This is a genomic window from Pseudomonas sp. CDFA 610 (assembly GCF_021147865.1).
In the GTDB taxonomy this organism is placed as follows: domain Bacteria; phylum Pseudomonadota; class Gammaproteobacteria; order Pseudomonadales; family Pseudomonadaceae; genus Aquipseudomonas; species Aquipseudomonas alliivorans.
Genome location: NZ_JAGTPM010000011.1, coordinates 41236 through 61716, shown reverse-complemented (window position 1 = coordinate 61716; position 20481 = coordinate 41236). Strand labels below are relative to the sequence as shown.

19 protein-coding genes are annotated in these 20481 nt (G+C 60.1%); 8 read left to right on the top strand and 11 right to left on the bottom strand.

The window, feature by feature from the left end; translation table 11 throughout:
* Window positions 1-53 precede the first annotated feature (53 nt).
* Window positions 54-1307 carry a serine hydroxymethyltransferase gene (gene glyA / locus KDX39_RS20470; RefSeq protein WP_099226420.1) on the top strand — a complete coding sequence of 418 codons (1254 nt, stop codon included), beginning with the start codon at window positions 54-56 and terminating at the stop codon, window positions 1305-1307.
* A gap of 111 nt (window positions 1308-1418) precedes the next feature.
* Complete coding sequence (locus tag KDX39_RS20465; RefSeq protein ID WP_231661624.1) at window positions 1419-1727, top strand: hypothetical protein; 309 nt, start codon at window positions 1419-1421, stop codon at window positions 1725-1727.
* A 27-nt stretch (window positions 1728-1754) separates the two neighbouring features.
* On the opposite strand, the gene yjiA is transcribed toward KDX39_RS20465, so the two are convergent.
* From yjiA to KDX39_RS20450, 3 genes are all read right to left on the bottom strand, one after another.
* The gene (yjiA, locus tag KDX39_RS20460) at window positions 1755-2732 is read right to left on the bottom strand and encodes a GTPase (protein WP_231661623.1); all 978 of its coding nucleotides are present in this window, start codon (window positions 2730-2732) and stop codon (window positions 1755-1757) included.
* 95 nt (window positions 2733-2827) lie between these two features.
* The gene (locus KDX39_RS20455) at window positions 2828-3025 is read right to left on the bottom strand and encodes a YbdD/YjiX family protein (protein ID WP_231661622.1); all 198 of its coding nucleotides are present in this window, start codon (window positions 3023-3025) and stop codon (window positions 2828-2830) included.
* Between the two features lie 27 nt (window positions 3026-3052).
* On the bottom strand, window positions 3053-5128 hold the full coding sequence (locus KDX39_RS20450) for a carbon starvation CstA family protein (RefSeq protein WP_099226423.1): 2076 nt from the start codon (window positions 5126-5128) through the stop codon (window positions 3053-3055).
* A gap of 282 nt (window positions 5129-5410) precedes the next feature.
* On the opposite strand from KDX39_RS20450, the gene KDX39_RS20445 reads away from it, so the two are divergent.
* Window positions 5411-5779 (top strand): PilZ domain-containing protein, encoded by a 369-nt coding sequence (locus tag KDX39_RS20445; protein WP_231661621.1) that lies wholly within the window; start codon window positions 5411-5413, stop codon window positions 5777-5779.
* A gap of 165 nt (window positions 5780-5944) precedes the next feature.
* Here the strand turns inward: KDX39_RS20445 and radA are convergent, their stop codons facing one another.
* Window positions 5945-7312 carry a DNA repair protein RadA gene (gene radA / locus KDX39_RS20440; RefSeq protein ID WP_073168752.1) on the bottom strand — a complete coding sequence of 456 codons (1368 nt, stop codon included), beginning with the start codon at window positions 7310-7312 and terminating at the stop codon, window positions 5945-5947.
* Window positions 7313-7503: 191 nt separating this feature from the next.
* On the opposite strand from radA, the gene mscL reads away from it, so the two are divergent.
* Window positions 7504-7950 (top strand): large-conductance mechanosensitive channel protein MscL, encoded by a 447-nt coding sequence (gene mscL / locus KDX39_RS20435; protein ID WP_231661620.1) that lies wholly within the window; start codon window positions 7504-7506, stop codon window positions 7948-7950.
* A 188-nt stretch (window positions 7951-8138) separates the two neighbouring features.
* Here mscL and KDX39_RS20430 read toward each other — a convergent pair whose 3' ends face one another.
* Window positions 8139-8915 (bottom strand): ferredoxin--NADP reductase, encoded by a 777-nt coding sequence (locus KDX39_RS20430; RefSeq protein WP_231661619.1) that lies wholly within the window; start codon window positions 8913-8915, stop codon window positions 8139-8141.
* A gap of 341 nt (window positions 8916-9256) precedes the next feature.
* Here KDX39_RS20430 and KDX39_RS20425 point away from each other — a divergent pair, with 341 nt between their 5' ends.
* Both KDX39_RS20425 and KDX39_RS20420 read left to right on the top strand, forming a co-directional pair.
* Window positions 9257-9490 (top strand): helix-turn-helix domain-containing protein, encoded by a 234-nt coding sequence (locus KDX39_RS20425; protein WP_099226496.1) that lies wholly within the window; start codon window positions 9257-9259, stop codon window positions 9488-9490.
* A gap of 132 nt (window positions 9491-9622) precedes the next feature.
* Window positions 9623-10747, top strand: coding sequence for a methyltransferase (locus tag KDX39_RS20420; RefSeq protein WP_231661618.1), 1125 nt, complete (start codon window positions 9623-9625; stop codon window positions 10745-10747).
* A gap of 95 nt (window positions 10748-10842) precedes the next feature.
* Here the strand turns inward: KDX39_RS20420 and KDX39_RS20415 are convergent, their stop codons facing one another.
* From KDX39_RS20415 to KDX39_RS20390, 6 genes are all read right to left on the bottom strand, one after another.
* Window positions 10843-11010, bottom strand: a complete 168-nt coding sequence (locus tag KDX39_RS20415; protein ID WP_073168748.1) for a DUF2474 domain-containing protein — start codon at window positions 11008-11010, stop codon at window positions 10843-10845.
* A 21-nt stretch (window positions 11011-11031) separates the two neighbouring features.
* Window positions 11032-12039, bottom strand: coding sequence for a cytochrome d ubiquinol oxidase subunit II (cydB, locus tag KDX39_RS20410; RefSeq protein WP_231661617.1), 1008 nt, complete (start codon window positions 12037-12039; stop codon window positions 11032-11034).
* 3 nt (window positions 12040-12042) lie between these two features.
* Window positions 12043-13482: a cytochrome ubiquinol oxidase subunit I gene (locus KDX39_RS20405; protein WP_099226429.1), complete on the bottom strand. Its 1440-nt coding sequence runs from the start codon at window positions 13480-13482 to the stop codon at window positions 12043-12045.
* A gap of 368 nt (window positions 13483-13850) precedes the next feature.
* Window positions 13851-16052: a xanthine dehydrogenase family protein molybdopterin-binding subunit gene (locus tag KDX39_RS20400; protein WP_231661616.1), complete on the bottom strand. Its 2202-nt coding sequence runs from the start codon at window positions 16050-16052 to the stop codon at window positions 13851-13853.
* Window positions 16049-17038: an FAD binding domain-containing protein gene (locus KDX39_RS20395; RefSeq protein WP_231661615.1), complete on the bottom strand. Its 990-nt coding sequence runs from the start codon at window positions 17036-17038 to the stop codon at window positions 16049-16051. The genes KDX39_RS20400 and KDX39_RS20395 overlap by 4 nt, the downstream gene beginning before the upstream one ends.
* Window positions 17035-17577 (bottom strand): (2Fe-2S)-binding protein, encoded by a 543-nt coding sequence (locus tag KDX39_RS20390; protein ID WP_231661614.1) that lies wholly within the window; start codon window positions 17575-17577, stop codon window positions 17035-17037. Before KDX39_RS20390 ends, KDX39_RS20395 begins: the two co-directional genes overlap by 4 nt.
* A gap of 276 nt (window positions 17578-17853) precedes the next feature.
* Between KDX39_RS20390 and KDX39_RS20385 the strand changes: the two genes are divergently transcribed.
* Window positions 17854-19149, top strand: coding sequence for an NCS2 family permease (locus KDX39_RS20385; protein ID WP_231661613.1), 1296 nt, complete (start codon window positions 17854-17856; stop codon window positions 19147-19149).
* On the top strand, window positions 19146-20231 hold the full coding sequence (trmA, locus tag KDX39_RS20380) for a tRNA (uridine(54)-C5)-methyltransferase TrmA (protein WP_231661612.1): 1086 nt from the start codon (window positions 19146-19148) through the stop codon (window positions 20229-20231). The genes KDX39_RS20385 and trmA overlap by 4 nt, the downstream gene beginning before the upstream one ends.
* The last annotated feature ends 250 nt before the right edge of the window (window positions 20232-20481 follow it).

The following is a 20481-nucleotide window of genomic DNA, read 5'->3' as shown; positions in this document are numbered from 1 at the left end:
ACCCGATGGGTTAGAATGCCCCCCTTTTCCGCCATGCCCCCTTGAGGACTGCCATGTTCAGCCGTGATTTGACTCTCGCGAAGTACGACGCCGATCTGTTTGCCGCCATGGAGCAAGAAGCTCTGCGTCAGGAAGAACACATCGAGCTGATTGCCTCGGAAAACTACACCAGTCCGGCCGTCATGGAAGCTCAGGGCTCGGTCCTGACCAACAAGTACGCCGAAGGCTACCCAGGCAAGCGTTACTACGGCGGCTGCGAATACGTCGACGTTATCGAACAACTGGCCATCGACCGTGCCAAGGAACTGTTCGGCGCCGATTACGCCAACGTTCAGCCACACGCCGGTTCGCAAGCCAACTCCGCTGTCTACCTGGCGCTGCTGCAGGGCGGCGACACCATTCTGGGCATGAGCCTGGCCCACGGTGGTCACCTGACCCACGGCGCCAGCGTTTCGTCCTCCGGCAAGCTGTACAACGCTGTGCAGTACGGCATCGACGCCAACGGCATGATCGACTACGACGAAGTCGAGCGTCTGGCCGTTGAACACAAGCCGAAAATGATCGTGGCCGGTTTCTCTGCCTATTCGCAGATTCTGGATTTCCCGCGCTTCCGCGCCATCGCAGACAAGGTCGGTGCGTACCTGTTCGTCGACATGGCCCACGTGGCCGGTCTGGTCGCTGCTGGCGTCTATCCGAACCCGGTGCCGTTCGCTGACGTCGTGACCACCACCACCCACAAGACCCTGCGCGGTCCACGTGGCGGCCTGATCCTGGCTCGCGCCAACGCCGACATCGAGAAGAAGCTGAACTCGGCCGTATTCCCGGGCGCGCAAGGCGGCCCGCTGGAGCACGTCATCGCAGCAAAGGCCGTGTGCTTCAAGGAAGCGCTGCAGCCTGAGTTCAAGGCTTACCAGCAGCAAGTGGTCAAAAACGCCAAGGCCATGGCCGGTGTGTTCATCGAGCGCGGTTTCGACGTGGTTTCCGGCGGTACTGAAAACCACCTGTTCCTGCTGTCGCTGATCAAGCAGGACATCTCCGGTAAAGATGCCGACGCCGCCTTGGGCCGCGCCTTCATCACCGTCAACAAGAACTCCGTACCGAACGACCCACGCTCCCCGTTCGTCACCTCCGGCCTGCGCTTCGGCACCCCGGCTGTGACCACGCGCGGCTTCAAGGAAGCAGAGTGCAAGGAACTGGCTGGCTGGATCTGCGACATCCTGGCGGACCTGAACAACGAAGCCGTGATCGACGCGGTTCGCGAGAAGGTCAAGGCCATCTGCGCAAAACTGCCAGTCTACGGCGCTTGATCCGTATCGTCTGAAGCAGTAACTCAAAGCCCCGGACTCGCAAGAGCCGGGGCTTTTTTGTGACACCGCTGACGAGAGCAGAGAGCCCTCTGACCGATCGGGAGACGATCCATGAAGCTGTTGCGCACCGTTGCGATAAGCCTGCCGATGCTGTTCATGCTGATTGCGGGCGCTATCGTGACAGATGGCCTGTCCGACACCGCCATCAACAGCGCCGGGATCATGAAAAACAAAGGCTTCACCAGCGCAGTCGTGGTCACCCAGTACTTTCACATCACCCGCAGCCAATACGCCCTGAAGCAGGCCGGTGTGACGCAGGTCTCGACTGCACACGCGCGTTATTTCGAGTGGCGCGACCTGTACTCCATCGCCCGGGAAGTGGTGGCGCTGCCTGCCTACTGGTGGACGGCCAGGAGCTGATCGGGCCAGGTAGCCCGCAGCGCCATCTCACCCAACCATCGCCTCGAACCCGGCCCGAATCTTCCCTTCCGGCAACTCGTCGGCGATGAACACGATTACGCTCTCGCGCGACTCGCCTTCGGCCCATTCAGTGTCCCAATCGAAGCCATACAGTTTGAGTACGCCCTGAAACACCATGCGCCGGTCTTCGCCTGCGATGTTGAGCACGCCCTTGTAACGCAGCAGTTGCTTGCCGTGGTCTTCCAGCAGCTCGTTCATGAACTCACTGAGGCGATCCAGATCGAGTGGTTTGTCGCTGCGCAGCACGAGACTCGTGATGCGGTCGCCCGAGTTGCCAACCGGTGCCAGCGGACGCAGAACCATGCCACCGCCCAGATCGGCATTGAGGTTGAAGCCACGCACGTCGAGCAGTTCGGCCAGGTCGATCTTTCCGTTTTCGACGATACGGATCGGCGCGCGGCGGTTGATACGGGTCAGGCGTGCACTCAGGGCCTCGAAGGCCGCGTCATCCACCAGATCACGCTTGCTCACTAACAGACGGTCGGCGAAGCCGATCTGCGCCTGAGCGATGGTCTGGGTCAGATGCGTATCGGCATGAGCGGCATCGACCAGGGTGATGATGCCGTCAAGGATGTAGCGCTCGCGCAGTTCTTCGTCGATGAAAAAAGTCTGGGCAACCGGTGCGGGATCGGCCAGACCGGTGCACTCGATCACCAACCGGTCGAAAGCGATTTCGCCACTGTCCAGCCGCTCGAGCAGCAGGTACAGCGCTTTGGTGAGGTCGGTGTGGATGGTGCAGCAGACGCAGCCGTTGGACAGAGTCATGACTTGTACAGGATCGGTGCCCAGCAACTGGCTGTCGATGCCGGCATCACTGAACTCGTTCTCGATCACCGCGATTTTCAGGCCATGTTCGGCCTTGAGCAGGTGGCGCAGCAGCGTGGTCTTGCCTGCGCCCAGAAAGCCGGTCAGGACGGTAACAGGGATAGGTTGCAACTCGCTCATAAGGCTCCAGACAGGTGCAATTGGGCTGAAATGAAAACGCGCCACAGGTAGCAGCCTGTGGCGCGTCGGGTCAAACGATAACGCAGATCAGAGGATCAGCAGCACTTCGGGCCGCCCTTTCCGCCGTAACGCGCCTCTTGCCGCTCCCGAAAGAACTGCTCGTAGGTCATCATCGGCTTGTCCGGGTGTGTGGTCTGCATGTGATCGACGTAGGTGTCGTAGTCCGGCATGCCCACCATCAGGCGCGCGGCCTGACCGAGGTATTTCCCGAGGCGACTCAGGTCATTGAACATGGGCATATCCTCTGTGGGTGAACATCATCACACCTGCGACGCTGGCGGCATGGCCTGGAACGGAGATTCCTTGTCGGTGCGCTCCTTCTTGCCCCAGGCCGCGATACCGACTTTCAGGGCATAGAACAGGATGCTGAACACGACGAACAGGAACAGTATGGTCAGGCCCGCGTTGGTATACGCGTTGAAGATCACATGCTGCATCTGGTCCATGGTCTTGGCCGGGGCCAGAATCTGTCCGGCGTCCGCCGCTGCGCTGTACTTCTTGGCCAGCGCCAGGAAGCCGACCGCCGGGTTGGAGTCGAAAAGCTTGATCAGGCCAGCCGTGACGGTGCAGATCAACAGCCAGGTGGCAGGCAGCATGGTCACCCAGACATAGCGCTGACGCTTCATTTTGATCAGCACAACGCTTGCGAGCATCAGGGCGATACCGGCCAGCATCTGGTTGGAGATACCGAACAGCGGCCACAGGGTGTTGATGCCGCCCAGCGGATCGATAACGCCCTGATACAGCAGGTAACCCCACAGCGCCACGCAACCACCGGTACCGATGGCGTTGGCAGTCCAGGACTCGGTGCGTTTCAGAGCCGGAACGAAGCTGCCCAGCAGGTCCTGCAGCATGAAACGACCGGCACGTGTACCGGCATCCACTGCCGTCAGAATGAACAGCGCCTCAAACAGAATCGCGAAGTGGTACCAGAACGCCATGGTGTTTTCACCCGGCAGCACCTGGTGCAGGATCTGCGCGATACCGACCGCCAGGGTCGGCGCACCACCGGCACGTGCCAGAACAGTGTTCTCGCCGATATCCTTGGCCACCGCCGTCAGTTGCTCAGGTGTGATCGTGAAGCCCCAACTGGTCACGGTCTGTGCGACTGTCACCACGTCGCTGCCGACCACGGCAGCGGGGCTGTTCATGGCGAAGTACACGCCTGGCTCGATCACCGAAGCGGCAACCATCGCCATGATGGCCACGAAGGATTCCATCAGCATGCCGCCGTAACCGATGTAACGGGCATTCTTCTCGTTATCCAGCAGCTTGGGCGTGGTGCCCGACGAAATCAGCGCGTGGAAGCCGGACACCGCACCGCAGGCGATGGTGATGAACAGGAACGGGAACAGTGCGCCTTTCCAGACCGGGCCTGTGCCGTTGGTGAACTGGGTCAGAGCCGGCATTTTCAGCTCGGGCGCTAGGATCAGAATGCCGATAGCCAGCGCCACGATGGTGCCGATTTTCAGGAAGGTCGACAGGTAGTCACGCGGGGCCAGCAGCAGCCAGACCGGCAGCATGGCCGCCACGAAACCGTAACCCACCAGCATCCAGGTGATCTGCACGCCGGTGAAGGTGAACGCAGGCCCCCAGGTCGGGTCGGCTGCAACCGCGCCGCCGATCCAGATCGAGGCCAGCAGCAGGATCACGCCGATGATGGAGATTTCACCAATGCGGCCCGGGCGGATGTAGCGCATGTAAACGCCCATGAACATCGCGATCGGGATGGTCGCCATGACGGTAAACATGCCCCACGGGCTCTCGGCCAGGGCCTTGACCACGATCAGCGCAAGCACCGCGAGAATGATGATCATGATCAGGAAGCAGCCGAACAAGGCGATGGTGCCCGGAATACGGCCCATTTCCTCTCGAACCATGTCGCCCAGCGAGCGACCGTTACGGCGCGTGGAGAGGAACAGGATCATGAAGTCCTGCACCGCACCAGCCAGCACCACACCGGCAATCAGCCACAGCGTACCGGGCAGATACCCCATCTGCGCCGCCAGCACCGGACCGACCAGCGGACCTGCGCCCGCGATGGCCGCAAAGTGGTGACCGAAAAGAATGTGTTTGTTGGTCGGCACATAGTCCAGACCGTCGTTGTTGACCACGGCAGGCGTTGCGCGCAGCGGGTCGAGTTGCATGACGTGATTGGCGATGAAAAGACTGTAGTAACGATAAGCAACCAGATAGATGGCAACCGCTGCAACCACTATCCACAAGGCGTTGATCGCCTCACCGCGGCGCAAGGCCACGACCCCCAGAGCACATGCTCCAACAATTGCGACGATGAGCCAGGGAACATGGCGCATCAGACTATTATTATTTTTCATTTTTTTATTCCAGCAGAGTTGACTAGAAGGCAAGCAATGCGAGTTTAGCGCTGTCACAGCGAAAGGCCACCCCCCACGATGGTCTAGACCGGAATTTGATCAATTAAGGCAGATACCCGGCATAGAGCGCCGCAGGCGGGCTTGTCGGCAGGTAGGCAAGAAATCTGCGGTCGCCATCTGTCCGGTAACCTCTTTCCGGTCTATCGTGCATGAACAGCCTTATTGAACAGCCAAACGTCTTGCCTCTGGCCCATGCAATACCGCAACAAGAGAGCTCTTTCGATGACCGACTCACACGCAGATCGCCGACGCTTCAAACGCATTGCCTTCGATGCGAAGACAGACCTGACGCAAGGCGACAAACGCTGGAAAGTGCAGTTGGTCGACCTGTCGCTCAAAGGCCTGCTGGTGGAGCGGCCCGAGCACTGGACGGGCGACGCGGCACAGGACTTCCTGGTGGATATCCACCTGAGCCCGGACGTCTACGTGAAAATGGATGTGCATCTGACCCACGACAACAATCGGCAGCTGGGCTTCGTCTGTCGGCACATCGGCCTGCAGTCGATCAGCCACTTGAAGCGGCTGATCGAACTGAACCTGGGCGATGAGGAAGAACTGGATCGCGAACTGGCGGCGCTGATCGAGCTCTAGGTTTTGTACGAAAAGTCGGCGAGCGAAGGTCAGGCAAGGCAAAAACAGGCGAGGAAGCGGAGTCTACGTGTTGTAAATGAGCATTCCGATCGGACTCGCGCACGAGCCTGTTTTTAACGCAGCATCACCGAGCGCAGCCACTTTTCGTACAGAGCCTAGCGCGCGTTACTCGAACAGCGCGTCCAGTGCCTGCTCCAGACGGGTCACGGCAATGATCTGAAAGCCTGGGGGTGCTTCTTTCGGCGCATTGGCCTTGGGCACGATGGCCCGCTTGAAGCCATGCTTGAAGGCTTCCTTGAGACGCTCCTGCCCGCTGGGCACCGGCCTGACCTCACCTGACAGCCCCACCTCACCGAAGACTAGCAGGTCATGCGGCAGCGGCCGGTTGCGCAGGCTGGACATGACCGCTGCCATCAAGGCCAGATCGGACGCAGTTTCCAGCACTTTCACACCGCCGACCACGTTGAGAAACACGTCTTGGTCGTGGGTAGGAATGCCGCCATGGCGGTGCAGAACCGCCAGCAGCATCGCCAGCCGGTTCTGGTCCAGACCCAGCGTCACGCGACGCGGGTTGGACATGTGGCTGTCGTCCACCAGCGCCTGAACCTCCACCAGCATGGGGCGAGTGCCTTCCCACGTAGCCATGACCACACTGCCCGGCACTTCTTCCTGCGCGCGGGTGAGGAAGATCGCCGACGGGTTGGAGACCTCTTTCAGGCCCTTGTCGGTCATACCGAAAACGCCCAGCTCGTTCACTGCGCCAAAGCGATTCTTCACGGCCCGCAGCAAACGCAGGCGTCCATCGGATTCCCCTTCGAAGTACAGGACGGTATCGACCATGTGCTCCAGCACGCGCGGCCCTGCCAGCGCGCCTTCCTTGGTCACGTGGCCGACCAGAAAGATCGCCGTGCCGCTCTGCTTGGCATAGCGCACCAGCAGCGCCGCGCTTTCGCGCACCTGGGCCACACCGCCGGGAGCCGATTGCAGTTGTTCGGTGAAGATGGTCTGGATGGAGTCGATCACCATCACCTTGGGCTGCTCGACGCGCGCCGTGGCGATGATGGACTCGATGCAGGTCTCGGTCATTACTCGCAGCTTGTCCTGCGGAAGACCCAGACGGCGGGCACGCATGGCGACCTGCTGCTGGGATTCCTCGCCGGTGACGTATAGCGCGGGCATGCGCTGGGCAATGTTGCACAGGGTCTGCAGCAGAATGGTGGACTTGCCGATACCGGGGTCGCCGCCGATCAGCACAACGGAGCCGTCCACCAGACCGCCGCCCAGCACGCGGTCAAGCTCGGCAGAGTTGGTCGAGAAACGCGGGATCTCTTCGACACTGACTTCGGCCAGCGTCTTGATCTGCGCCTGCGCGCCGGTCCAACCCGCACGGCCACTGGGTGGCGCCGCAGCACCACTTTCAATCATCGTTTCGACAAGTGTGTTCCAGGCACCACAATCGCTGCACTGGCCCGCCCATTTGGGAAACGTCGCGCCGCACTCGGTGCAACCGTACAAGCGTTTGGCCTTGGCCATGACAACCCCAGTCGTAAAAACACACATGATAACGCAGGTTGAAGCACCGATTGGGCGGTAGGCGCGCCATCGCGATCAAGACGGGTAAAACTTCCAGGGCTCAGCCCGGTCGATTGAACGTGTATCGGGCGGCACCTGCACGAGTGGATTACACTCATTCGGGTCAATTTATCTGTAACAAGGAATCACTCATGAGCGTACTAAGCGAGTTCAAGGCCTTCGCGGTCAAAGGTAACGTGGTCGACATGGCCGTCGGCATTATCATTGGCGCGGCATTCGGCAAGATCGTTTCGTCGTTCGTCGGCGATGTCATCATGCCGCCGCTGGGCCTGTTGATCGGTGGCGTGGACTTCAGCGACCTGGCCGTTACCCTGCGAGCTGCCGATGGAGCCACTCCCGCCGTGCTGCTGGCCTATGGCAAGTTCATTCAGACCGTCATTGACTTCATCATCGTAGCATTCGCCATTTTCATGGGCGTGAAAGCCATCAACCGCCTGAAGCGTGAAGAAGCAAAGGCCCCGACCCTGCCGCCAACACCCAGCAAGGAAGAAATACTGCTGGGCGAGATTCGCGACCTGCTCAAAGAGCAGAACAAGCCTGCGACGCCAGTCACCGTGGACCCTGCCCGTCCGTTGTGAGAGTAACGCGCTCGCTGTCAGCGACAAACCGGGTTGATGGTTTCCACGCTCCAGTATGGATAATGCCTCTCGGGACGCTCTGCGTCCGCTTCTGATATGACGCAGAGCGCGTCACGGGAGGCATGCCCACGTGGAGCAGTGGGCACGACCAGTATCAGGGCGGCTTGTGTGTGACGTCGGGCTCTTCCCTACCAATACGTCTCCACCGCCACTTGCCCCGGCTTGCGTGACAGGCTGAGGCGCATGTCGCGCTGCTTGAGTACCGCGCGGGTGTCGTCGATCATCTGTGGGTTGCCACACAGCATGACACGCGAATGTTCCGGGGTCATGGCAATGCCTGCCGCACGCTCCAGATCGCCATTTTCAATCAGTTGCGTGATCCGTTCATTCAAGGCACCGGGGGACTGCTCGCGAGTGACGACAGGCAGAAACCGGAATTTATCGGCGTACTCGGCCAGGTACTCACGCTGCATCAGTTCGCCAATCAGCTGCTGGTAGGCCAGCTCCTTCGACTCACGCACGCTGTACACCAGAATCACACGCTCGAATTTCTCCCACACCTCGAAGTCCTGCAGGATCGACAGAAACGGTGCGACGCCGGTGCCTGTGGATAACAGCCATAGATCACGACCGTCGATGAAGCGGTCCAGAGTCAGGTAACCGAAGGCCTGCTTTTCGACCATCAGGCTGTCACCTTCACGCAGGCGGCTCAGTTCGCTGGTGAACTCGCCGTCAGGCACGACGATGGAAAAGAACTCGAGGAACTCGTCATGGGGCGAAGACACCATCGAATAGGCTCGCCACACGGTGGTGCCATCTGCCTTGGTCACGCCCAGACGCGCGAACTGTCCTGCCCGAAAGCGAAAGCCGGGATCGCGCGTGGTGCGCAACGTAAACAGACTGGGGGTCAACGGTACGACACGCTGAAGCGTCTGCCGGGTGAACTTGTCTTCGCTGACAGTCATGGTGTGCCTCGGGCTCCCGAATATGAACATTGGCCTTCAGTGTCCCGCAAAGTGCGCCAGATAAACACCGGCTGTTTGTAGTGGCTTGTACGTGACAGCGCTTGAAACGTTTAGAGCATTTGGTTCTTGCCTGCGTACACATGTTACCGACCTGTGCCTAACCGGCTTAATGCAAACCGCGCTACGACGGGTGTTCCAGCCGCAATACGCTTTTTTGAACACATAAAAGCCATCACCCCATCCGTCCGGATATTTTTCCATCAGCAAAATTGCCTTGCCATTTTTCCTAGACTGGATAAAAGCACAGCAAAATCTCGCCATCAAAGGGTATGGAGGCGATCATGAAGAACATGGAAATCAACTCATCAAATCCATCGAATCCCAATGGTCTGACGGAGCGAGAGATAGAAGTCCTCAAGTGGTCTGCCAAAGGCAAGACAGCAGGTGATATAGCCCTGATTCTATGCTTGAAGGAACGCACCATCCATTTTCACGTGGCCAGCGCAGTCCAGAAGCTGGGGGTGTGTAACAAGACTGCGGCAGTTGTTCAGGCAGCCTTGCTCGGCATGTTCTGAAAAAGCGGGCGAGCGGCACCAAAATGGGCAGGTGTCAAAACGCAAAAAGCACGTAAAATCACCGCTCCCAGCGAGCCCGTCAGCAGACGGACTTACGTGATACACGCACGCCTGCACAGAGTTTTCCTGCCAATGCCCTTGCTCATCAGCCCTTTCGCTCAACTTGATCTTATTCGCCAGCCCGAACACCAAGATGAGCCGCTTCAGGCATTCGATGCCGCTGATGAGTACCTGCTCAACCACGTGGCGCAAATCGGGCTGACTCTGCAGAGCCGGGTCCTGGTGCTCAATGACAGTTTTGGCGCGCTGGCGGCCAGCCTTGCCCCTCATGCCGCCGTTGTAAGCAGCACCGACTCGTTTCTCGCCGCCCAGGGCCTCGAGAAAAACCTGACCCGTAACGGTATGGCCTACGACAGTGTGTCGCTGATTCCTGCCAGCGAGCCATTGACCGGTCCTTTCGACTGGGTGCTGATCCGGGTTCCCAAGACGCTGGCGCTGCTCGAAGAGCAACTCATTCGTCTGCAAGGCCAACTGGCACCCGGCGCACGTGTGATAGCGGCAGCAATGATCAAGCACCTGCCGCGCTCGGCCGGTGACCTGCTTGAAGAGTACGTAGGGCCGCTTCAAGCCTCGCTCGCGGTCAAGAAAGCCCGCCTGCTGTTCGCCACGCCACAGATCAGGGAACTCCGGACGTCGCCCTACCCCACGCGCTACACACTCGACGAGCCAGCCATCGAACTGCTCAACCATGCCAATGTGTTCTGTCGGGAAGGTCTGGATATCGGCACGCGTGCATTCCTGCCTTATCTGCCGAAAAACCTCGGTTCAGCGCGCGTTGCCGACCTGGGCTGCGGCAACGGCGTGCTGGCGATTGCCAACGCACTGGAAAACCCGCAGGCGCATTACACCCTGGTCGACGAGTCATACATGGCTGTGCAGTCCGCTGCTGAAAACTGGCAGGCCAGTCTGGGCGACCGGGAGGTGGTTATCCGTGCCGCCGACGGGCTGGCGGGACAGGAGACTGACTCGCTGGACGTGGTGCTGTGCAACCCGCCCTTCCACCAGCAACAGGTAGTGGGTGATTTTCTGGCCTGGCGGATGTTCCAGCAGGCCCGCGCCGCGCTTGTCACGGGCGGCGCGCTGTACATCGTCGGCAATCGCCATTTGGGCTATCACACCAAGCTGTCCCGGCTGTTCCGGGGCGTCGAGCAGGTCGCGGCAACGCCCAAGTTCGTGATACTGAAAGCCCGCAAATAATCTCCCTCGTTTTCGCAGCAAAAAAAAACCCTCCGAAACCGGAGGGTTTGTAAAACGTGTCCGTGGACACGGTGTGGGAATGCTTTCAGTGACGATCAGTGCGTCGTCAGGCCCGCTGCGTTCATGAACATCCGCATCAGGCTGGCGACGATAAACAGCGCAAACACACTGCCCGCCCAGATGCCAACCAGCCAGGCCAGTCGTTGCCAGAGCGGCTTGCTCAGCGCCGGATCCGGGTCGTGCATGGAGTTCTTGCCAGACATGATCAATCTCCTCTGTTCGGACTAGTGATAACCGTCTTCTGCGGTGACTTTGCCGCGGAACACGTAGTAGCTCCAGAAGGTGTATCCGAGGATGAACGGGATGATGAACAGCGTACCGACCAGCATGAAGCCCTGGCTTTGCGGCGGCGCAGCGGCTTCCCAGATTGAAACGGACGGCGGGATGATGTTCGGCCACAGGCTGATGCCCAAACCGCTGTAGCCCAGAAAGATCAGCAGCAGGGTCAGCAGGAACGGCGTGTAATGCGCGTTGCGCGCCACGGCCTTGAACAACCCGTACATGGTCACCAGCACCAGGATCGGCACCGGCATGAACCAGACAAGGTTTGGCATGCTGAACCAGCGGTGTGCGATGTCAGCATGGGCCAGTGGCGTCCACAGGCTGACCACACCCATTACCACCAGCACAGCCACCGCCAGAGGACGCGCCAGATCATGCATCGCTTTCTGCAGAGGCCCTTCGGTTTTCATGATCAGCCAAGTGCAGCCCAGCAGTGCGTAAGCCACGATCAGCGCCAGGCCGCAGAACATCGGGAACGGCGCCAGCCAGTCGAGTGAGCCGCCTGCAAACTGGCGGTTCACCACCGGAATGCCCTCGATGAATGCGCCCAGCGCCACGCCCTGAAAGAATGTTGCTGCCAACGAGCCGCCGATGAACGCCTTGTCCCACAGGTGACGTTTCTCGTCGGTCGCCTTGAAGCGGAACTCGAACGCAACGCCACGGAAGATCAGGCCCATCAGCATGAACATCAACGGCAGGTACAGCGCCGACAGCACCACCGAGTAAGCCAGCGGGAACGCGCCGAACAACGCGGCGCCGCCCAATACCAGCCAGGTTTCATTGCCGTCCCAGACCGGTGCGACGGTGTTCATCATCACGTCGCGGTCGGAACTGTCTTTCATGAACGGGAAGAGAATCCCGATACCCAGGTCGAAGCCGTCCATGACAACGTACATCATGATGCCGAAGATGATGATAACGGCCCAGATCAGCGGAAGATCGATACACATGGCTTAATTCCCCTTGCCGAGCGCGTCAACGTTGTCGCCATCTTCTGCGCTTTCAACGGCGGCAGAGAGCGGACGGGCCGGTGTACGTTTCTGACCGGGGCCACCGTGCGGTACATGCTCGACGTAAGCCTTCGGACCTTTGCGTACCAGACGCATCATGTAGCCCAGACCCGCGCCGAACAGCACGAAGTAGACGACCACGAACAGCACCAGAGTAATGCTCATCTGAGCGACGCTGTGCCCGGACGACGCATCGGCGGTGCGCATCAGACCGTAGACGACCCAAGGCTGCCGGCCGATCTCGGTGGTGAACCAGCCCGCCAGGATTGCAACCAGACCGGAAGGCCCCATCCACAACGCCAGGTACAGGAACGGACGAGACTGATAGAGCGTGCCGCGCTTGCGCAGCCACAGGCTCCACAGACCGGTCAGGATCATCAGCATGCCCAGCGCAACCATGACCCGGAACGACCAGAACACGATGGTCGAATTCGGACGGTCTTCAGGTTTGAATTCCTTCAACGCCGGAACCTGCTTGTCCAGGCTGTGGGTCAGGATAAGGCTGCCCAGATAAGGAATTTCCACCGCGTACTTGGTGCGTTCTTCCTTCATGTCCGGAATGCCGAACAGGATCAGCGGGGTCGGTTCATCACCGACGTTTTCCCAGTGGCCTTCAATCGCGGCAATCTTGGCTGGCTGATGCTTGAGCGTATTCAGACCGTGGAAGTCACCTACGACAGCCTGAATCGGCGCAACAATCAGCGCCATCCACATGGCCATCGAGAGCATCTTGCGCACCGCTGGCGTGTCGCGGCCACGCAACAGGTGCCAGGCAGCCGAGGAGCCGACAAAGAACGCCGTCGCGACAAAGGCGGCAATCGCCATGTGCGTCAGGCGGTACGGGAACGACGGGTTGAAGACCACCGCGAACCAGTCGGTCGGGATCACGCGACCGTCAATGATTTCGAAGCCTTGCGGGGTCTGCATCCAACTGTTGGACGACAGAATCCAGAACGTGGAAATCAGCGTGCCGATGGCGACCATGATCGTGGAGAAGAAGTGCAGGTTGCGCCCGACACGGTTCCAGCCGAACAGCATCACGCCGAGGAAGCCGGCCTCGAGGAAGAACGCCGTCAACACTTCGTACGTCAGCAACGGTCCCGTGACAGCGCCTGCAAAGTCAGAGAAGCGGCTCCAGTTGGTGCCGAATTGATAGGCCATGACCAGTCCGGAAACCACACCCATGCCGAAGTTGACAGCAAAGATCTTGGACCAGAAGTGGTACAGGTCGCGATACACATCTTCGCGGGTCTTCAGCCACAGGCCTTCGAGCACAGCCAGATAACTTGCCAGACCGATGGTGATGGCAGGAAACAGGATGTGGAACGAAATCGTGAATGCGAACTGAATTCGGGCGAGATCGATAGCCTCCAAACCGAACATAAGTGTTCCTCTCTCAGGTGAAACCGGCTGTTGGCAGAAAGCCAACAGTGACTGCCCCCACGTTTATGGAGTGCTTGTCTTTCTATTTGTTCTGATGACGTACGCAGGGATTGGGGGGTTGGCTCACGTCAGCGGTCATTGCGCAATGACACAGGTCAACCGACACGTAAAGAGTAGTCCCATTCAGCCACTTGAGCCGTGTGGTCTTTTGTCGCGTGGCGGGATGACTCACCCGGGCAGCGGGCCTGGAGACGCTGATCGTGGGCATGCAGCTCGTGGCGCTCTGCGTCACATCAACGGCGGACGCAGAGCATTATCATGCAGGAGCGGGGACGATCGTCTCCTGCATGCGGTTTGCCGGGAAAGGACTACAACAGCTTGTCCAGCGTGATCGGAAACTCGCGGACCCGTTTGCCGGTAGCGTGGTAGATGGCATTGGCAATCGCAGCAGGAACACCCACGATACCGATTTCACCGACGCCCTTGGAACCCAGCGCATTGACGATCTCGTCATTTTCTTCGACGAAAAGCACGTCAATGTCGCCGATATCCGCGTTTACCGGAATGTGGTACTCGGCGAGGCTGTGATTCATCGGACGCCCCAGACCGTGATCGACCATGGCCTCTTCCTGCAAGGCCATGCCCATGCCCCAGACCACACCGCCAAGGATCTGGCTGCGCGCCATCTTGGGATTGACCACGCGTCCCGCCGCGATGGCGCTGACCACACGATTGACCTTGATGGTGCCCAGATCCTCGTCCACCAGCACTTCGACGAACACTGCCGAATGGGTGGCCGCCGCATAGGCCTCGCGCTTCTTGTCAGGCTCGGCATCAACCTGAACTTCGATTACGCCACTGGCTTGAGCCGCCGCCAGTTCAGCCATTGAGACGGCTTGATCGCCCAGATACAGGCTGCCCGACTCAAACCGCACCTCATCCGGTGTAGCCGAGGCGTATTGCGGGTACATGCCCTTCGCGACTTCCAGCAACTGACGCTGCAAAGCCTGACACGCTTGCTGCACCGCTGTACCGACCGACGACACCGTGAACGAGCCACCTTGCAGCGGCGCGGTTGGCAACGAAGAATCGCCCAACAGGAAAGTCACGTCTTCCACCGCCAGTCCCAGTGTTTCGGCGGCAATCTGGGTCATGACCGTGTAAGTGCCGGTGCCGATATCAGTGGTGGCACTGCTGACCACCAGCTTGCCATCCGAACCGAGACGCGCTTTTGCGCTGGCTTTCATCTGCATCGCCTCCCAGACGCCCCCCGCCATGCCCCAGCCCACCAGTTGGCGGCCTTCGCGCATGCTGCGAGGTTCAGGGTTGCGACGTTCCCAGCCAAAGCGCTCGGCACCCTGCGCATAACATTCGCGCAGCTCTTTGCTGGAATACGGTTTGTCTTCGTTACCATTGCGCTCGGCGAAATTGGTCAGACGCAGGCGTACAGGATCAATGGCCAGCGCACACGCCAGTTCATCCATCGCGCATTCCAGCCCGATCATGCCCAACGCGGCACCCGGCGCACGCATGTCCAGCGGCGTGAACACGTCCAGCGGCACCAGCTTGTAGGTCAACTGCACGTTGTCGCACTGATAGAGCATGCCGCTCCATTCCACGACGTGCTCGGTGAAGTCTTCGAAGCGCGAGGTCTGGCCGATGGCTTCGTGCCCGATGGCCAGCAAACGCCCATTGGCCGCCGCGCCAAGGCGCAAACGCTGCACAGTGCGCGGGCGGTAGCCGAAGGTGAACATCTGCTGACGTGTCAGGGTTACTCGCACCGAACGTTTCAGATGCAAGGCAGCCATCACGGCCAGTGGCAATTGATACTGCGGGCGCAGGCCCGAGCCGAATGCACCACCGACAAAGGCGGCCAACACACGAATCCGGTCTTTTTCCAGGCCGAAGACCTTGTGCAGGTAATCCTGACAGTTCTGCGTGCCCTGGGTCTTGTCGTGGATCTGCAGGCTGCCGTCGGCCTGATACAGAACGGTCGACGCATGCGGTTCCATCGGGTTGTGGTACTCGCTGGGCGTGTTGTAGGTCACGTCGACACTCAATGCCGAGCTGGCCAGTTCGGCCTCGAAGTTGCCACGTGGCTTGGGCAGGCTGGACGATACGTCGTGAGCCTGTGCCAACTCGGCCTGCAGGTCGGTCTGGTGTGCCTGCTGCTCGTAGGTGATCCGAATCAGCGAGCCTGCGTGCCGGGCCATTTCCAGCGACTCGGCCACCACCAGCGCCAGCGGCTGACCGCTGTACAGCACGTTGTCGTTATAAAGAGGCCGAAACGGAGAACCGTCTGCAGAATCAGCGTCCTCGTAGTTCTTGTCATAGCTGGCCAGCGATGGACGGTTGGTATGGTCCAGAATTGCAACCACGCCCGGCACTTTAAGGGCCTCGGAGGTATCGATGCTCAGCACACGGCCATTGGCGATGGTGCTGGAGACGACACTGCCAAACAGCAGTCCGTCCTCGGGATACTCTCCAGCGTAACGTGCGCCGCCGGTGACTTTCAGTTTGCCGTCGACTCGGTCTACGGGCTTGCCCATCGGGGAGAAGGGAACATTCATTGGGCAGTACCTCCCAGTGCTGCGTCGCTCAGGGCGCGGATGATCGCCCGGCGCGCCAGCCTGACCTTGAACGCGTTGTGCTCGAGCGGCTGCGCGTCAGCCAGCATGGCGTCTGCGGCAGCAGCAAAAGATTCGCGAGTGGCGGGTTTGCCGATCAGCAAACGCTCGACTTGCTTATCGCGCCACGGTTTGTGGGCCACACCGCCAAGCGCCAGACGTGCATCGCTCACCACATCGCCATCCAGTTCCAGTGCCGCCGCGACCGATACCAGCGCAAACGCATAGGACGCACGGTCACGAACCTTCAGGTAAGCGCTGTGACCCGTAAAGCGTGGCGCGGGCAGTTCGATGGCAGTAATCAGTTCATCGTCGGCCAACTGGTTGTCACGCTGTGGCGCATCGCCCGGCAGACGATGAAAATCTGCGAACTCAATGGTGCGGCGGCCGGCACGGCCTTCTACATGCACCACAGCTTCCAGCGCAGCCATGGCCACACACATGTCAGACGGATGCGTCGCAACGCAGTCATCACTGGCGCCGAAGATCGCGTGAATGCGATTGAGGCCGTCTTTTGCAGGACAACCACTGCCCGGCTCGCGCTTGTTGCACGGCACGCTGGCGTCGTAGAAGTAGTAACAGCGAGTGCGCTGCAACAGATTGCCACCGGTACTGGCCATGTTGCGCAGCTGCGGCGATGCGCCAGCCAGCAGCGCTTGGCTCAACAGCGGATACCGCTGCTCGACCAGAGGATGCCAGGCCAGGTCGGCATTACTGACCAACGCGCCGATCATCAAGCCGCCCGAGGCGGTTTCAGTCACGTCCTTGAGCGGCAGGTCGTTGATGTCGATCAGGTGCTCTGGGCGAGCGACGTTTTCCTTCATCAGGTCGAGCAGGTTGGTACCGCCCGCGATGAATCGCGTGGCAGGACCGCTCAGGTCGATGGCGGAACGGATGTCGGCAGGCTTGCTGTAGGTGAACGGATTCATGCGCTCACCTTCTGCTCTTGAGCCTGAGTCTGGGTGGCGTCGTGAAACTGCGGCAAGGCGTCTTCCACAGCAGCAAGGATGTTGCTGTAGGCGCCGCAGCGGCACAGGTTACCGCTCATCAGTTCCTGGATCTCGGCGCGGTTGGTGGCACGCCCTTCATTGGCAAGGCCGACCGCCGAGCAGATCTGCCCGGGCGTGCAGTAGCCGCACTGGAAAGCGTCATGTTTGATGAATGCCTGCTGCATCGGATGCAGCGTGTCGCCATCCGCCAAGCCTTCGATGGTGGTCAGTTCGGCGCCATCGCACATGATCGCCAGCGTCAGGCAGGCATTGATCCGCTTACCGTCGCGCAGTACGGTGCAAGCACCGCATTGACCGTGGTCGCAGCCTTTCTTGGTGCCGACCAGATCAAGCCGGTCGCGCAACAGGTCAAGCAGGGTGGTCCAGGGCTGTACATCGAGTTGACGCAGTTGCCCATTGAGGGTCAGCGAGATCGCATGACCTGCGACATCCTTGGGAATCGGGTTCGGAGCATTCATGGAAACCTCACGGTAGGTATTCGTACAGCGCACTTTTTATGCGTCTTAGGGGGTACGACTTCGCATGATTTGCAACGTTCAGGGTTTCTCGACAGCGATGGACAGGCGTGCAGATCATCCAAAAGCCGTTATCCACGCGCACCCATCGTGTTTGGCTGCTGGTATGATGCGCGGCTTTTTCCGACCCGCATCAATTTGCGGGCTGCCCAGGCGGCCTGTGCTTTGCTGTTGGAGTTGAATCATTCACGACGCAGGCCGCGTCACGGGGAGCCAGACATGCTGGAAAGGCTGTTTCAACTCAAGGCACATAACACCAACGTGAGGACTGAAATCCTCGCGGGCGTCACGACGTTCCTGGCGATGGCTTACATCCTGTTCGTCAACCCGAGCATCCTCGGACAGACTGGCATGGACAAGGGCGCGCTGTTCGTGGCGACCTGCCTGGCCGCCGCCATCGGTTCGGCCGTGATGGGTCTGATCGCCAATTATCCGATTGCCCTGGCACCGGGCATGGGCCTGAACGCCTTCTTCACCTATACCGTGGTTCTGCACATGGGCCATACGTGGCAGGTGGCGCTGGGTGCGGTGTTCCTGTCTGCGGTGATGTTCTTTCTGTTGTCGATCTTCCGTATCCGCGAATGGATCATCAACAGCATTCCCCTGCCCCTGCGCTCGGCCATTGCGGCCGGTATCGGTCTGTTTCTGGCGCTGATTGCCTTGCAAAACGCCGGTATCGTGGCCAGCCACCCGGTCACCATGCTCAGCATGGGCGATCTCAAGCAGCCCGCACCGATTCTGGCGACGCTGGGCTTCTTTCTGATCGTTGCACTGGACCAGCTCAAGGTCAAAGGCGCAGTGCTGATCGGCATCCTGGCGGTCACCATTGCTTCGATTACGCTGGGCTTCAGTGAATTCGGCGGGATCATGTCGATGCCGCCCTCGCTGGCGCCGACCTTCCTGCAACTGGACATCATGGGTGCACTGGACGTCGGTCTGGTCAGCATCATCTTCGCCTTCCTGTTCGTGGACATCTTCGACAACTCCGGCACCCTGATCGGCGTGGCCAAGCGCGCCGGGCTGATGGGCAAGGACGGCCACATGCCGAAAATGGGCCGTGCCCTGATCGCCGATAGTACGGCGGCAATGGCCGGTTCCTTGCTCGGCACCTCGACCACCACCAGCTACATCGAATCCGCGGCTGGCGTGAGCGCCGGTGGCCGTACCGGCCTGACGGCCATTGTGGTGGCCATCCTGTTTCTGCTGGCGCTGTTCTTCGCGCCACTGGCCAGCAGCGTGCCGATCTATGCGACAGCACCTGCCCTGCTGTTCGTCGCGGTGCTGATGGCCTCGGGCATGGCTGAAATCGACTGGGACGACATTACCGTCGCCGCGCCTGTAGTGATTACAACGCTGGCGATGCCTTTCACCTATTCCATCGCCAACGGCATCGCCTTTGGTTTCATTTCCTGGACGGCGATCAAACTGCTGTCGGGTCGCGGGCGCGAGCTGAATGCCGCGCTGGTGATCCTGTCGATCCTGTTCGTGATCAAGCTGGGCTGGTTCAACGCATGAGTGTTCCTTTCGACCCCGCAGGCTACGAAAGTCAGCTTGCAGAAAAGACCGTACGCCTTCGCGAATTGCTGGCACCCTTCGATGCGCCTGAACCTCAGGTATTCGACTCGCCACGCGAGCACTACCGCCTGCGGGCCGAGTTCCGCCTGTGGCGCGAGGACCAGAAGCGTTACTACGCGATGTTCGCGCCGGGTGACAATAAGACCCCGATCCTGCTCGACGGCCTGCCGATTGCCAGCGAGCGTATCAATGCGCTGATGCCGGTACTGCGCGAGCGGTGGGAAGCCAGCCCGAACCTGAACCACAAGCTGTTCCAGGTGGACTTTCTGACCACTCTGGCAGGCGATGCGATGATCACTTTGTGTTATCACCGCCCGCTGGATGACGCCTGGCAGGCCGAAGCCGAACAACTCGCAGCCGAGCTCGACGTCAGCCTGATCGGGCGCTCAAAGGGCCAGCGTCTGGTCATCGGGCGTGACTATGTAACCGAAAAGCTCGACGTTGCCGGACGCACGTTCAGCTATCGCCAGCCGGAAGGCGCGTTCACGCAGCCCAACGGCACGGTAAACCAGAAGATGCTCAATTGGGCGTATGACGCGCTGGGCGAGCGCAATGACGATCTGCTGGAGCTGTATTGCGGCAACGGCAACTTCACCCTGCCGCTGGCCACCCGGGTGCGCAAGGTGCTGGCGACCGAAATCAGCAAGACCTCGGTCAATGCTGCGCTGAGCAATCTGGAAGACAACGCGGTCGACAACGTCACGCTGGTGCGTCTGTCTGCCGAAGAGTTGACCCAGGCGCTGAACGAGGTTCGTCCGTTCCGTCGCCTGCAGGGTGTGGACCTCAAGCGCTACGAATTCGGCAGTGTGTTTGTCGATCCGCCGCGTGCAGGTATGGACGCAGACACCTGCGAGCTGACCCGCCGCTTCGAGCGCATTCTGTACATCTCGTGCAACCCGGAAACCCTGGCGGCCAACATCGCCCAGTTGCACGACACCCACCGGGTCGAGCGCTGTGCACTGTTTGACCAGTTCCCGTACACCCACCACATGGAGTCGGGGGTATTGCTGGTCAGGCGCTGAGACTGAAGACCGGTGCCCATGAGTCTCGCAGCAGGCACCGGATTGTGGGAGGCGGCTTGCCGGCGATGAGGCCCGTCCAGTCACTGATGCGGCGCTTGAAAAATCGCTTCGCCGGCAAGCCGCCTTCCACAGGTTATGCGTTGAGTCAGCGACTCGGGTTTTAGTCCCGCCTGGCGGCTATTCCGGACTTACGTGTGACGCTGAGCGCCGGGCGTGGAAACGCTCTATATGCACATCCAGGCCAGAAAAA

Excerpts from the sequence above, each read along its gene's own strand:
- KDX39_RS20450 (WP_099226423.1), bottom strand. The coding sequence starts at position 5,128 with ATGAAAAATAATAATAGTCTGATGCGCCATGTTCCCTGGCTCATCGTC.
- KDX39_RS20455 (WP_231661622.1), bottom strand. The coding sequence starts at position 3,025 with ATGTTCAATGACCTGAGTCGCCTCGGGAAATACCTCGGTCAGGCCGCG.
- yjiA (WP_231661623.1), bottom strand. The coding sequence starts at position 2,732 with ATGAGCGAGTTGCAACCTATCCCTGTTACCGTCCTGACCGGCTTTCTG.
- cydB (WP_231661617.1), bottom strand. The coding sequence starts at position 12,039 with ATGTGTATCGATCTTCCGCTGATCTGGGCCGTTATCATCATCTTCGGC.
- KDX39_RS20420 (WP_231661618.1), top strand. The coding sequence starts at position 9,623 with ATGCCCTTGCTCATCAGCCCTTTCGCTCAACTTGATCTTATTCGCCAG.
- KDX39_RS20425 (WP_099226496.1), top strand. The coding sequence starts at position 9,257 with ATGAAGAACATGGAAATCAACTCATCAAATCCATCGAATCCCAATGGT.
- trmA (WP_231661612.1), top strand. The coding sequence starts at position 19,146 with ATGAGTGTTCCTTTCGACCCCGCAGGCTACGAAAGTCAGCTTGCAGAA.
- KDX39_RS20405 (WP_099226429.1), bottom strand. The coding sequence starts at position 13,482 with ATGTTCGGTTTGGAGGCTATCGATCTCGCCCGAATTCAGTTCGCATTC.
- KDX39_RS20390 (WP_231661614.1), bottom strand. The coding sequence starts at position 17,577 with ATGAATGCTCCGAACCCGATTCCCAAGGATGTCGCAGGTCATGCGATC.
- radA (WP_073168752.1), bottom strand. The coding sequence starts at position 7,312 with ATGGCCAAGGCCAAACGCTTGTACGGTTGCACCGAGTGCGGCGCGACG.
- KDX39_RS20445 (WP_231661621.1), top strand. The coding sequence starts at position 5,411 with ATGACCGACTCACACGCAGATCGCCGACGCTTCAAACGCATTGCCTTC.
- KDX39_RS20400 (WP_231661616.1), bottom strand. The coding sequence starts at position 16,052 with ATGAATGTTCCCTTCTCCCCGATGGGCAAGCCCGTAGACCGAGTCGAC.
- glyA (WP_099226420.1), top strand. The coding sequence starts at position 54 with ATGTTCAGCCGTGATTTGACTCTCGCGAAGTACGACGCCGATCTGTTT.
- KDX39_RS20415 (WP_073168748.1), bottom strand. The coding sequence starts at position 11,010 with ATGTCTGGCAAGAACTCCATGCACGACCCGGATCCGGCGCTGAGCAAG.
- mscL (WP_231661620.1), top strand. The coding sequence starts at position 7,504 with ATGAGCGTACTAAGCGAGTTCAAGGCCTTCGCGGTCAAAGGTAACGTG.
- KDX39_RS20430 (WP_231661619.1), bottom strand. The coding sequence starts at position 8,915 with ATGACTGTCAGCGAAGACAAGTTCACCCGGCAGACGCTTCAGCGTGTC.
- KDX39_RS20385 (WP_231661613.1), top strand. The coding sequence starts at position 17,854 with ATGCTGGAAAGGCTGTTTCAACTCAAGGCACATAACACCAACGTGAGG.
- KDX39_RS20395 (WP_231661615.1), bottom strand. The coding sequence starts at position 17,038 with ATGAATCCGTTCACCTACAGCAAGCCTGCCGACATCCGTTCCGCCATC.
- KDX39_RS20465 (WP_231661624.1), top strand. The coding sequence starts at position 1,419 with ATGAAGCTGTTGCGCACCGTTGCGATAAGCCTGCCGATGCTGTTCATG.